This is a genomic window from Nocardioides nanhaiensis (assembly GCF_039542785.1).
GTDB classification, from domain to species: Bacteria; Actinomycetota; Actinomycetes; order Propionibacteriales; family Nocardioidaceae; genus Nocardioides; species Nocardioides nanhaiensis.
In genome coordinates, this window is record NZ_BAABIM010000003.1 from 290,151 (window position 1) to 303,112 (window position 12,962).

Sequence of the window (12,962 nt, forward strand, 5' to 3'; positions counted from 1 at the left end):
CCCCACACCCCCCGGCTGGGCCATGCCGCGGCAGGGGTTGCGCCGTCGTCCGACCCTGGTGCAGGGTGTGGACCCCGCTCGGCGCGACCAGCACGGAATCAGCTGATCTGTCAAGGACCAAATTCGCCAGCCGAGACCGGATCGTTACCGCTCGGTGATCGTCGTGGGGCCGCGGGTCGCCTAATGTCCCTGCGGGGTGCCCGGTTGGGGTCCCCGCAACCGACTCGAGGAGAACGATTTCATGCGACGCGTCCCACGCTCCATGACCGTCGCCGCCGTCTCGTCCCTGGCCGTGGTGCTCGCGGCCTGTGGCGGAGGCGACGGTGACGACGGCGGCAGCAGCAACGGTGGCGGCAGCGCGACCGGTGGCGAGATCATCGTCAACGGCTGCAACCCGGAGAACCCGCTGATCCCGTCGAACACCGCCGAGACCTGTGGCGGCAACATCATCGACGTGTCCACCTCCAAGCTGGTGCACTACAACGTCGAGGACGCCGCGCCGGAGATGGACATCGCGGAGTCGATCGAGACCGAGGACAACCAGAACTTCACGGTCACCCTCAAGTCGGACTACATGTTCTCCGACGGCACCCCCGTCACCGCGAACAGCTTCGTGGACGCGTGGAACTACGCCGCCTACGCCCCCAACGGCTACCAGGGCGGCTACTTCTTCGAGCCGGTCGCCGGCTTCGCGGACCTGCAGTGCGACCCCGAGGGCACCGTCACCGACGAGAACGCGGACCCCTGCGAGGAGGTCCCCCCGGCCGCCGAGGAGATGAGCGGTCTGCAGGTCGTCGACGACCAGACCTTCACCATCCAGACCACCGAGAAGGTCTCGAACCTGCCGGTGCGCCTGGGCTACGCCGCCTTCGCCCCGCTCCCCGAGGTCTTCTTCGAGGACCCCGAGGCCTTCGGCCAGAAGCCCGTCACGGCCGGCCCGTACATGGTCGAGGAGTTCACCCAGAACCAGCAGATCGTGCTGGTCAAGAACCCGGAGTACTCCGGTGAGTTCCCGGGCAACCCCGACCGCATCACCTTCCGCATCTACACCGACGAGGCTGCGGCGTTCGCCGACGCCCAGGCCGGTGAGATCGACGTGATCGACAACATCCCCACCGACAACCTCATCGACGACGCGTGGCTCGACAGCCTCGGCGGCCGCGGCACCGAGCGCGAGGTCGGCGTCATCCAGATGATCGGCATCAACCCCGAGGTCGACGAGTCGCTGGAGAACCCCGACGTCCGCAAGGCCATCTCGATGGCCATCGACCGCGACACCATCACCGAGCAGATCTTCGCCGGTGCCTCCGAGCCCGCCACCGGCTGGGTCTCCCCGGTCGTCGACGGCTACGCGGCCGACCAGTGCGGCGAGGCGTGCGTCTACGACCCCGAGGCTGCCAAGGCCCTGCTCGACGAGGCCGGCGGCTACGACGGCGAGCTGACGCTCACCTACAACGGTGACGCCGACCACGGTCCCTGGACCGAGGCTGCCTGCAACTCCATCCGCGAGGCGCTCGAGATCGAGTGCACCCCGTCCCCGACCGTGGACTTCGCCACCTTCCTCACCGCCCTCGACGGGCGCGAGGTCACCGGCATGTTCCGCCAGGGTTGGCAGATGGACTACCCCTCGATCGAGAACTTCCTGGTGCCGCTGTACTCCGAGGGCGCTGCGTCGAACTACTACGACTACGCCAACCCCGAGTTCCAGCAGCTGACCCGCGACGCTGCGGCCGCCGAGGACCTCGACGAGGCCAACAGCCTCTACCAGCAGGCCGAGGCGCTGCTGGCCGAGGACATGCGGATCATCCCGCTGTGGTACTCCACCGGCCGTGTCGGCTGGTCGGAGCGTGTGGACGGCGTCGAGATCAACGCCTTCGGCGTCCCGGACTACGCGAACATCACCGTCTCGGAGTGACACCTCCGGTGACAGCACGACCTGCGTGACCCAGGGCTAGACCCTGGCCAGCTCATCAGCACGCGGTGGGCCGGCTGCTTCTGCAGCCGGCCCACCGTCGCGAGACCGTCAAGGTCACGCACCGACCACCAGGTCGGCGACTTCTCGGAGCCCGCACCGCCGGCGCCCGGACCAGACCTGCCGCTCCCGGCAGGATCCGTGGCGTGCCATGCTGTGCCGGCTGCGACGAGCGCCGAGACCCGGCCACACCCGCGGGCCGCACCCGGCCCGGACGGATCAGCACCGCGATCCGTGAGCGATCCACGACCGATATGGAGGCACGGTGGGCACCTACACCGTCCGACGTCTGCTGCAGATGATCCCCGTGTTCATCGGCGTGACGTTCTTGATCTACTGGATGGTCTTCTCGCTCCCCGGCGACCCGACCGCCGGCAAGTGCGGCGAGCGACCCTGCTCGGAGGCCTACATCGCGGCCTTCAACGAGAAGTACAACCTCAACGAGCCCCTGCCCGTGCAGTACGGCCTCTACATGGCCAACGTGGTGCAGGGCGACTTCGGTGAGAACCAGTACGGCGTCTCGGTCAGCGAGGAGCTCGTCGAGCGCTTCCAGGTGACCGGCCAGCTGGGCCTGATGGCGCTCGGCATCGAGGCCGTCATCGGCATCGCGGCCGGTGTGCTGGCCGGGCTGCGCAAGGGCGGGTTCATGGACAACCTGGTCCTGATCAGCACCCTGCTGGTGATCTCGCTGCCGGTGTTCGTGACCGGGTCGGTGCTGCAGCTCTACCTCGGTGTCCAGTGGGGGCTCTTCCCGGTCACCGTCTCGGGCGAGGTCTCCTTCTACTCGCTGCTGCTACCAGCCTTCGTGCTGGCCTCCACGTCACTGGCCTACCTGGCCCGGCTGATGCGCACCAACCTGGCCGACAACGTGAAGTCCGACTACGTGCGCACGGCCCGGGCCAAGGGGCTGCCCGAGCGGCGGGTCATCGGCATCCACACGCTGCGCAACTCGATGATCCCGATCATCACCTTCCTGGGCTACGACCTCGGCGCGCTGATGGGCGGCGCGATCATCACCGAGGGCATCTTCAACATCCAAGGTGTCGGCGGGTACATCTTCCGCGGCATCAACGATCGCGACGGCGTCGTGGTGGTGGGGGCGGTGACCGCGCTGGTACTGATCTACCTCGCCGCCAACCTGATCGTCGACCTCCTGTACGGCCTCCTTGACCCGAGGATCTCCCTTGACTGAGCTGCCCGGACCCAAGCCCGCCGCCGAGAGCGCGGTGGAGTCGCAGACCATCGATCCCAGCGGCGAGGAGCCGCGCGAGCAGTCGGTGCGCTCGCTGCGCGGCGACGCGTGGCGCGACCTGCGCAAGAACCCGCTCTTCTGGATCGCCAGCGTGATGATCCTGGTGTTCGTCGCCATGGCGATCGCGCCCGGCCTGTTCACCAACACCGACCCGAGGGACTTCGACCTCGGGGAAGCGCGATCCACGCCGACGGGCGAGAACTGGTTCGGTCGCGACACCCAGGGCTACGACCTCTACGCGCGCTGCATCTACGGCGCGCGCGCCTCGATCCTGGTCGGCCTGTTCTCCACGATCGGCACGATGATCGTCGGCGTGACCCTCGGCCTGCTGGCCGGCTACAAGCGGGGCTGGGTCGACGGACTGACCAGCCGCGTGGCCGAGGTCTTCTTCGGCCTGCCGCTGATCCTCGGCGCGATCATCATCCTCACCAGCCTGCAGGGCGAGGACGACACCTACCTGTGGATCATCTTCCAGGTCGTGCTCGCCCAGGTCGTGCTCGGCTGGCCGAGCATCTTCCGGCTCATGCGCGCCTCGGTGCTGCAGGTGACGCCCAACGACTACGTGGCCTCGGCCCGTGCCCTCGGCGCCTCGCCGCTGCGCGTCGTGCGCTCGCACGTGCTGCCGAACGCCATCGGCCCGGTGATCGTCATCTCCACGATCAACTTCGGCGGCTTCATCGCCGCCGAGGCAGCGCTGTCCTTCCTCGGCATCGGCCTGCGGCCCCCGACGATCTCGTGGGGCGTCATGATCGACGCCGGTCTGGCTGCCCGCTCCTCGGCCCCGCACGTGCTGCTCTTCCCGGCGCTCTTCCTGAGCCTGGCCGTGCTCGCGTTCATCATGCTCGGCGACGCCATCCGCGACGCCTTCGACCCGAAGTCGAGGTGACGACACCCGTGTCCACCCCCACCGACCGCGTCTCCGACGTGCCCGCTCCCGGCCGCCGCGGCTCGCGCCGCTCCTCTGCCCAGCAGCGCCGCGAGGAGGACGCCCGCTACGAGGGCCACCTGCTCGAGGTGCGCGACCTGCACGTGGAGTTCCACACCCGCGACGGCGTCGCCAAGGCCATCAACGGCGTCGACCTGCACCTCAACGAGGGCGAGACGCTCGCCGTGCTCGGCGAGTCCGGCTCGGGCAAGTCCGTGACCGCGCAGGCGATCATGGGCATCCTCGACATGCCGCCGGCCAAGATCCCCCAGGGCGAAGTGCGCTTCCGTGGTCGCGACCTCCTCACGATGAAGCCCGAGGAGCGGCGGCGGATCCGTGGCCCGGAGATCTCGATGATCTTCCAGGACGCGCTCTCCTCGCTGAACCCGGTCTTCCCGGTCGGCTGGCAGATCGGCGAGATGTTCCGCGTGCACCGCGGCACCAACCGCTCCGACGCCAAGGCGCACGCCGTGCGCCTGATGGAGCGCGTCGGCATCCCCGCCGCCAAGCTGCGCGTCAACGACTACCCGCACCAGTTCTCCGGTGGCATGCGCCAGCGCGTGATGATCGCGATGGCGCTCGCGCTGGACCCGGCGGTGCTGATCGCCGACGAGCCCACGACCGCACTCGACGTGACGGTGCAGGCCCAGGTGATGGCGCTGCTCGACGAGCTGCGCGAGGAGCGCAAGATGGGGCTCATCCTGATCACCCACGACCTCGGCGTCGTGGCCGACGTGGCCGACCGGATCAACGTCATGTACGCCGGCTCGATCGTGGAGGCCGCCGACGTGCACGCGCTCTACGCCAATCCCGGCCACCCCTACACCGAGGGGCTGCTGCAGTCGATCCCGCGCCTGGACCGCAAGGGCCAGGAGCTGTACGCCATCTCGGGCCTGCCGCCCAGCCTGCTGAACCTGCCGCAGGGCTGTGCGTTCCACCCGCGGTGCTCGCGTGCGCAGGACCTGTGCCGTCGCGAGGACCCGCCGCTGCTCGAGATCCGCCCCGGCCGCCAGAGCGCGTGCCACTTCGCAGAGGAGGTGCTCGGTGGCTGAGACGATCCTCAAGGCCGAGGGACTCAAGAAGCACTACCCGATCAAGAGCGGCATCCTGCGCCGCACCATCGGCCACGTGCGCGCCGTCGACGGCGTCTCCTTCGAGCTCAAGGCCGGTGAGACGCTCGGCATCGTGGGGGAGTCGGGCTGCGGCAAGTCGACCCTGGGCCGGATGCTGGTGCGCCTGGAGGAGCCGACCGACGGATCGCTGCAGTTCGACGGCGTCGACGTCTACAGCCAGGGCCGCAGCGAGATGCGTCGCATCCGCCGCGACATCCAGATCGTGTTCCAGGACCCCTACACCTCGCTCAACCCGCGGATGACGGTCGGCGACATCATCGGTGAGCCCTTCGACATCCACCCCGACGCCGTGCCCAAGAGCGGCCGGCGCCAGCGCGTGCGCGAGCTGATGGACATGGTGGGCCTCAGCCCCGAGCACGTGAACCGCTACCCCCACCAGTTCTCCGGTGGCCAGCGCCAGCGCATCGGCATCGCCCGCGGCATCGCGCTCAACCCCAAGGTGCTGGTCTGCGACGAGCCCGTCTCGGCCCTCGACGTCAGCGTGCAGGCGCAGGTGGTCAACGTGATGCAGCGGCTGCAGGCCGAGCTCGGCCTGGCCTACGTCTTCATCGCCCACGACCTCTCGGTGGTGCGCCACATCTCCGACCGTGTCGCGGTGATGTACCTGGGCAAGATGGTCGAGCTGGGGTCGGACGCCGAGATCTACGAGCGGCCCACGCACCCCTACACGCGCGCGCTGCTCAGCGCCGTCCCGGTGCCCGACCCCTCCACGCGGGGGACGCGGGAGCAGATCCAGCTCGAGGGCGACGTGCCCTCGCCCGCCAACCCGCCCTCGGGCTGCCGCTTCCACACGCGCTGCTGGATGGCGCAGGACCGGTGCGCGAGCGAGGAGCCCGAGCTGATCGTGCGGCCCGACCTGGGTGGCGCCCACCTCTCCGCCTGCCACTTCGCGGAGGACTCGGCCGCCGCGGTCACCCGGACCACGTCCTGATCCTGGTCGACCACCGGTGGTCCCCCTGCCCTGCGGCCGGGGGAGGATGGTCAGGTGAGTGACCAGCTGTTCGACCTGCCGGGTGCGCCCGCCGACCCCGGCGGGGGCCCCGAGAGCGCGGGTGGAGGGGGCTCGCTGGCCCACAGCGGGCACGCCTCCGCGCCGCTCGCGGTCCGGATGCGGCCCCGCACGCTCGAGGAGCTCGCCGGTCAGTCGCAGCTGCGCGCACCCGGGTCGCCGCTGCGCCAGGTGGTGGAGGGCGACCAGTCGCTCTCGGTGCTGCTCTGGGGTCCGCCCGGCACCGGCAAGACCACGATCGCCTCGATCCTGAGCCGGCAGACCGATCGCGCCTTCGTGGAGGTCTCCGCGGTCTCGGCCGGTGTCAAGGAGGTGCGCGCGGCCATCGACTCCGCCCGGCGTCGGCTGGTCGCAGGGCTCGGCGAGACGGTGCTGTTCGTCGACGAGGTGCACCGCTTCAGCAAGGCGCAGCAGGACGCGCTGCTGCCCGGCGTCGAGAACCGGTGGGTGACGCTCGTGGCCGCGACCACGGAGAACCCGTTCTTCAGCGTCATCTCACCCCTGCTCTCGCGCAGCCTGCTGCTGCGCCTGGAGTCCCTCACCGACGACGACGTGCGCGGGGTGCTCACCAGCGCGCTCGCCGACGAGCGCGGGCTCGGCGGCACCTACGAGATGGAGGAGGCGGCGCTCGACCACCTGGTGCGCCTGGCCGGCGGCGACGCCCGCCGCTCGCTCACCTACCTGGAGGCCGCCGCCGGCGCCGCGGCGTCGCGCGGCTCGACCACCATCGACCTGGAGACCACCGAGACCGCCGTGGACCGGGCGGCCGTGCGCTACGACCGGCAGGGCGACCAGCACTACGACGTCACGAGCGCGTTCATCAAGTCGGTGCGCGGCTCGGACGCCGACGCCGCCATGCACTACCTGGCCCGGATGATCGAGGCCGGGGAGGACCCGCGCTTCATCGCCCGGCGCCTGGTGATCCTGGCCAGCGAGGACGTCGGCCTGGCCGACCCCACCGCGCTCACCACCGCGGTCGCCGCCGCCCAGGCGGTCCAGCTGATCGGCATGCCCGAGGCCCGGCTGAACCTGGCCCAGGCCACCATCGCGCTGGCCGTCGCGCCCAAGTCCAACGCGGTCATCACCGCCATCGACGCCGCGCAGGCCGACGTGCGTGCCGGCAAGGTGGGCCCGGTGCCGCCGCACCTGCGCGACGCGCACTACTCCGGCGCCAAGGACCTCGGGCACGGCAGCACCTACACCTACAGCCACGACGAGCCCTACGGCATCGCCGAGCAGCAGTACGCCCCCGACGTCGTCGCCGACGCCAGCTACTACCGTCCGACGGCGCTCGGCGCCGAGGCCGCCGTCAAGGATCGCTGGGAGCGGGTCCGCCGCATCATCCGTGGCCACTGACAGCGTGGTGGGCCGGCGACACGGCGGCGTTCGGGGCGATGCCCTAGGGTCGGTCAGCGTGCAGCAGTGGTCCGTGCCCGGGTGGGCTGTCGTCGGCGTGGTCGCCGCGGTGGTGGTGGTGGCCGGCGCGTGCCTGCTGCTGACGGTCTCGCTGCGTCGCGAACGGGCACGCACCGCGCAGGCGCTGGCCCGCGCGGAGGCCGACGCCGCCGCGCTGCGCACCCAGCTGAGCGGCATCGAGCAGGAGCTGGCGGCCTCGCAGCAGGTCGGGCGGCAGGTCGAGGACCGCGAGTACGTGATCACCCGCTTGGGCGAGGAGGCCGAGGTGCGCGTGCCGCAGGGCCCTGCGGCTCCGGTCGTCCCGGCTCCCGTCTTCGCCGACCTGGTGCTGCGTGAGACCGCTGTGCAGACCGGTGCGTTCGTCGCGGGTCTGCGGCGCGCGCTCTCACCCGAGGTGCGTCACCGCATCCGGTTCGAGATGCGCCGCGAGGTCAAGCGGGCGCGCAAGCAGCGCAAGACCGAGCGCCGCACCGCCGTGCGCGAGTGGCAGGCCCGCCAGCGCGCCGGGGTCGACCTGGACGAGAGCGCGGCATGAGCCGCGGCCTCTGGTTCGTGGCCGGGGCCGGCGCCGGGGTGTACGCGATGGTGCGTGGGCGCCGCGCCGCCGAGGCGCTGACCGCCGACGGGCTGCGCGACCGCGTCGGTGCCGCCTGGCTCGGAGCGCGCATGCTGCGCGAGGAGGTGGCGCAGGGCCGGGCCGAGGCCGCGCCGGTCCTGCGCGAGCGGCTGCACCGCGCCGGTGCCACCGGCCCGCCGGAGCTCGGCCCCGCCGGGCAGGATGCCCCCACGTCTCCCCCCGGCGAGATCGCCGGTCCCAGCACCACCGACCAGAGAGAAGGCAGCACCTGATGGACACCGCGGAGATCCGCCGCCGCTTCGTGGCGCACTTCGAGCACAGCTCCACCGTGGGTGCCCACCAGCCCGTCGCCTCGGCCTCGCTGCTGCTCGACGACCCGAACCTGCTGTTCGTCAATGCCGGCATGGTGCCCTTCAAGCCCTACTTCCTCGGGCAGGAGACGCCGCCCTACCCGCGCGCGGTGAGCATCCAGAAGTGTGTGCGCACCCCCGACATCGAGGACGTGGGCAAGACCACGCGGCACGGCACGTTCTTCGAGATGTGCGGCAACTTCAGCTTCGGTGACTACTTCAAGCACGGCGCCATCGAGCTGGCCTGGGAGCTGGTCACCAAGCCCGTCGCCGACGGTGGGTTCGGCCTCGAGGAGAGCCGCCTCTACCCGAGCGTCTACGCCGACGACCCCGAGGCGCTGGCGTTGTGGCGCCAGGTCACCGGGCTGCCGGAGGACCGCATCCTGCGCCTGGGCCGCAAGGAGAACTACTGGTCGATGGGCGTGCCCGGGCCGGGGGGCCCGTGCTCGGAGATCCTCTACGACCGCGGGCCCGAGCACGGCCCGGCGTTCGAGGCGCGCGACCTGGGCCCGGACATGCCGACGGCGCTGGAGGACCGGCTGCTGGAGATCTGGAACCTGGTCTTCATGCAGGAGGAGCTCAGCGCGGTCCGCTCCAAGGAGGACTTCGACATCGCGGGGCCGCTGCCCAGCCAGAACATCGACACCGGCATGGGTCTGGAGCGCGTGGCGTTCCTGCTGCAGGGCGTCGACAACATGTACGAGATCGACGTGATGAAGCCCGTCATCGCGCGGGCCGAGGAGCTCACCGGCCGCCGCTACGGCGCCGACCGTGGCGACGACGTCCGCTTCCGCGTGGTCGCCGACCACGTGCGCTCGTCGATGATGCTGATCGGCGACGGCGTCACGCCCGGCAACGACGGTCGCGGCTACGTCCTGCGCCGGCTGCTGCGGCGCGCGGTGCGGTCGATGCGCCTGCTCGGCTACGAGGACCCCGCGCTGCCGGAGCTGATGCCGGTGAGTCGCGAGAAGATGGGCGAGACCTACGCCGACCTCCGCACCGACTGGGAGCGCATCTCGCGCGTGGCCTTCGCCGAGGAGGACGCCTTCCGCAAGACGCTGCAGGCGGGCACCCAGATCTTCGACCTGGCGGCCGGCGAGGTGCGCGAGAGCGGGGGCACCACGCTCTCGGGCGAGCGCGCGTTCGCGCTGCACGACACCTACGGCTTCCCGATCGACCTCACGCTGGAGATGGCCTCCGAGGCCGGGCTCGGCGTCGACGAGGACGGCTTCCGCGGCCTGATGGCCGAGCAGCGCGAGCGCGCCAAGGCCGACGCCCGCGCCAAGCGCGGCCAGCACGCCGACACCGGCGCCTACCGGGCCGTCCTGGACGAGCACGGGCCCACGCAGTGGCTCGCCTACGAGACCCTCGAGACCGAGTCGCGACCGCTGGCCCTGCTGCGCGGCGGCGCGCCCGTCGAGCGTCTCGCGTCCGGCGAGGTGGGCGAGCTCGTGCTCGACCGCACCCCGTTCTACGCCGAGTCCGGCGGCCAGGCCGCGGACGCCGGCACGATCGTCTTCCCGGGCGGCAGCCTGGAGGTGCTCGACGTGCAGCGCCCGGTGCGCGGCCTGGTGGTGCACCAGGTGCGGGTCGTCGACGGCGAGCTGGCGCCGGGGTCCTCCGACGCCGCCACCCTGCACGCCCAGGTCGACCCCGAGTGGCGCACCGGAGCCCGGCAGGCGCACTCGGGCACCCACGTGGTGCACGCCGCGCTCCGCGAGGTGCTCGGCCCCAGCGCGCTCCAGTCGGGCTCCTACAACCGCCCCGGCTACCTGCGCCTCGACTTCGGGTGGCTCTCGGGCCTCACCCCCGAGCAGGTGCGCGACATCGAGCGCGTCTCCAACGAGGCGCTGCGGGCCGACCTGCCGGTGGGCTGGCAGTACATGACGCTCTCGGAGGCCCGCGACTGGGGAGCGCTCGCGCTGTTCGGCGAGACCTACGACGACCAGCAGGTGCGCGTCGTCGAGATCGGCGGCCCGTGGTCGCGCGAGCTGTGCGGCGGCACGCACGTCGACCACGCCTCGCAGATCGGCACCGTCGTGGTCACCGGCGAGTCCTCCGTGGGCTCGGGCAACCGCCGCATCGAGGCGTTCACGGGCGTCGAGGGCTTCGCCTACCTGGCGCGCGAGCGCGACGTCGTGCAGCAGCTCACCGGGCTGCTCAAGACCCAGCAGGACGACCTGGTGCCGCGCGTGGGCGACCTCGTGGAGCGGCTTCGCGCGGCCGAGAAGGAGCTGGAGAGGCTGCGGCTGGGCCAGCTGCTGGCGGCCGGTGCCGACCTGGCGGCCGGCGCCACCCGGGTGGGGCCCGTGCACGTGGTGGCCCACCGCGCCGCGGGCGCCGGTGGCGCCGACGTGCGCCAGCTGGCGCTCGACGTCCGCGGTCGGCTGCCCGCAGGCGAGCCGGGTGTGGTCGTGGTGATCGGCGACGCGGAGGGCAAGGTCTCCGTGGTGGCGGCCACCAACGACGAGGCGCGGGCGCGGGGTCTCTCGGCCAACGCCCTGGTGCGCGCCGTGGGCCCGCTGGTCGGCGGCAAGGGCGGCGGCAAGGACGACGTCGCCCAGGGCGGCGGCAGCGACGCCTCGCGCATCGACGAGGCCCTGGCCCTGGTGGCCACCGAGGTCGGGCGGGTGGCCGCGACCTGATGCGCCGCGGGGTGAGGCTGGGCCTCGACCCGGGCGACGCCCGGATCGGTGTCGCCCGCAGCGACGGCGCCGGCATGCTGGCGACGCCGGTGGAGACCGTGCGCTCCGGCAAGGGCGACGTGCGTCGCATCGGGCAGCTGGCGGCCGAGCACGAGGTCCTCGAGGTGGTCGTCGGGCTGCCCCGCTCGCTCTCGGGTGGCGAGGGCCCGGCCGCGGTGAAGGTGCGCGAGTTCGCGGCCCGCCTGGCGCGCCGGGTGGCACCCGTGCCGGTGCGGCTGGTCGACGAGCGCCTCACGACCGTGAGCGCGGAGGCTATGCTCAGGGATCGAGGACGATCCGGCCAGGACCGCCGCTCGGTCGTCGACATGGCAGCCGCGGTGCTGATCCTGCAACACGCGCTCGACACCGAGCGTGCCACCGGGCAGCCGCCCGGCGAGCTCGTCGAGGAGACCGATGACTGACCAGCACGAGGGCCGCCGCGACGGGTACGCCGAGGCCTACCCCGACATGGTCGAGCCGCCGCCCGCGGCCGGCGACGTCGAGACGCTCGACGACGCCTTCGACGCACAGGCGCGGGCCGGTGGCCGGCGCCGCCGTCGCACCACGGGCTCGCGCCTCAAGGGCTGCCTGCCGGTGCTGATCGTGCTGGCGATCGTGGGCGGCCTGGGCTACGTGGGGGTGAGCCGCGGCGTCGACTTCCTGCGCGACCAGTTCGCCGCCCCCGAGGACTACCCGGGCCCCGGCTCGGGCGAGGTGACCTTCGAGGTGGTGAGCGGCGACAGCATCAGCCAGATGGGCACCAACCTGGCCGAGCAGGACATCGTGGCCTCGGCGCAGGCGTTCGTCGACGCCGCCAGCGGCAACCCCGACGCCAGTGCCATCCAGCCCGGCTTCTACCCGATGATGGAGCAGATGTCGGCGCAGGGCGCGCTCGCGGTGCTGATCGACCCGGCGCAGACGATGACCAACCAGATCGTCGTCCCCGAGGGCTACCGCAACGCCGACGTGGTCGACATCCTGGTGGAGAACACCGACTTCAGGCGCGCGCAGTTCGAGCGGGTGCTGGAGTCCCCGCAGAAGCTGGGCCTGCCCGACTACGCCGAGAGCGCCGAGGGCTACCTCTTCCCGGCCACGTACTCCTTCGCGCCCAACGCGACGCCGGCCACGATGCTGCAGAGCATGGTGGAGCGGTTCAAGCAGGCCGCGGCCGACGTCGACCTGGTGCGGCGCGCCGAGGCGCTCGGCTACACCCCGCACGAGCTGCTGACCGTGGCCAGCCTGGTGGAGGCCGAGGCGCGCGGCGACGACATGCCCAAGGTGGCGCGGGTGATCTACAACCGCCTCGAGAACCCCGGCACCGCCGGCACCGTCGGGCGCCTCGAGATCGACGCCACGGTCGGGTACGCGCTGGGGATCCGACCCGGGGTCGCCCTGACCGCCGACCAGATCGCCACCGAGTCGCCCTACAACACCCGCCAGGTCACCGGTCTGCCCCCGGGACCGATCGACAACCCGGGCGAGGCGGCCATGGAGGCGGCGGCGGCCCCGGCCGAGGGCGACTGGTACTACTACGTGACCGTGAACCTGCGCACCGGCGAGACCAAGTTCGCCACCAGCTACGACGAGTTCCTGGAGTACAAGGCGGAGTACGACGCGTACTGCGACGGCTCCGACGCCTGCTGA

The 12,962-nt window shown here is 71.7% G+C and carries 11 protein-coding genes; all 11 read left to right on the forward strand.

Annotation, left to right across the window (positions count from 1 at the left end):
• Positions 1-241 precede the first annotated feature (241 nt).
• Positions 242-1,915, forward strand: a complete 1,674-nt coding sequence (locus tag ABD948_RS15470) for a peptide ABC transporter substrate-binding protein (protein ID WP_345267407.1) — start codon at positions 242-244, stop codon at positions 1,913-1,915.
• A gap of 322 nt (positions 1,916-2,237) precedes the next feature.
• A complete protein-coding gene (locus ABD948_RS15475; protein ID WP_345267410.1) occupies positions 2,238-3,164 on the forward strand; it encodes an ABC transporter permease in 927 nt (308 codons plus the stop codon).
• A gap of 34 nt (positions 3,165-3,198) precedes the next feature.
• The gene (locus ABD948_RS15480; protein ID WP_425576624.1) at positions 3,199-4,110 is read left to right on the forward strand and encodes an ABC transporter permease; all 912 of its coding nucleotides are present in this window, start codon (positions 3,199-3,201) and stop codon (positions 4,108-4,110) included.
• A 119-nt stretch (positions 4,111-4,229) separates the two neighbouring features.
• The gene (locus ABD948_RS15485; protein ID WP_345268025.1) at positions 4,230-5,201 is read left to right on the forward strand and encodes an ABC transporter ATP-binding protein; all 972 of its coding nucleotides are present in this window, start codon (positions 4,230-4,232) and stop codon (positions 5,199-5,201) included.
• Positions 5,194-6,213, forward strand: coding sequence for an ABC transporter ATP-binding protein (locus tag ABD948_RS15490; protein ID WP_345267414.1), 1,020 nt, complete (start codon positions 5,194-5,196; stop codon positions 6,211-6,213). The genes ABD948_RS15485 and ABD948_RS15490 overlap by 8 nt, the downstream gene beginning before the upstream one ends.
• Positions 6,214-6,267: 54 nt before the next feature.
• Positions 6,268-7,647, forward strand: a complete 1,380-nt coding sequence (locus ABD948_RS15495) for a replication-associated recombination protein A (protein ID WP_425576608.1) — start codon at positions 6,268-6,270, stop codon at positions 7,645-7,647.
• Positions 7,648-7,705: 58 nt separating this feature from the next.
• A complete protein-coding gene (locus ABD948_RS15500) occupies positions 7,706-8,242 on the forward strand; it encodes a hypothetical protein (protein WP_345267416.1) in 537 nt (178 codons plus the stop codon).
• Positions 8,239-8,556: a DUF6167 family protein gene (locus tag ABD948_RS15505; RefSeq protein ID WP_345267418.1), complete on the forward strand. Its 318-nt coding sequence runs from the start codon at positions 8,239-8,241 to the stop codon at positions 8,554-8,556. The genes ABD948_RS15500 and ABD948_RS15505 overlap by 4 nt, the downstream gene beginning before the upstream one ends.
• Positions 8,556-11,279 carry an alanine--tRNA ligase gene (alaS, locus tag ABD948_RS15510; RefSeq protein ID WP_345267420.1) on the forward strand — a complete coding sequence of 908 codons (2,724 nt, stop codon included), beginning with the start codon at positions 8,556-8,558 and terminating at the stop codon, positions 11,277-11,279. The genes ABD948_RS15505 and alaS overlap by 1 nt, the downstream gene beginning before the upstream one ends.
• Positions 11,279-11,740: a Holliday junction resolvase RuvX gene (gene ruvX / locus ABD948_RS15515; protein WP_345267422.1), complete on the forward strand. Its 462-nt coding sequence runs from the start codon at positions 11,279-11,281 to the stop codon at positions 11,738-11,740. Before alaS ends, ruvX begins: the two co-directional genes overlap by 1 nt.
• On the forward strand, positions 11,733-12,962 hold the full coding sequence (mltG, locus tag ABD948_RS15520; RefSeq protein ID WP_345267424.1) for an endolytic transglycosylase MltG: 1,230 nt from the start codon (positions 11,733-11,735) through the stop codon (positions 12,960-12,962). Before ruvX ends, mltG begins: the two co-directional genes overlap by 8 nt.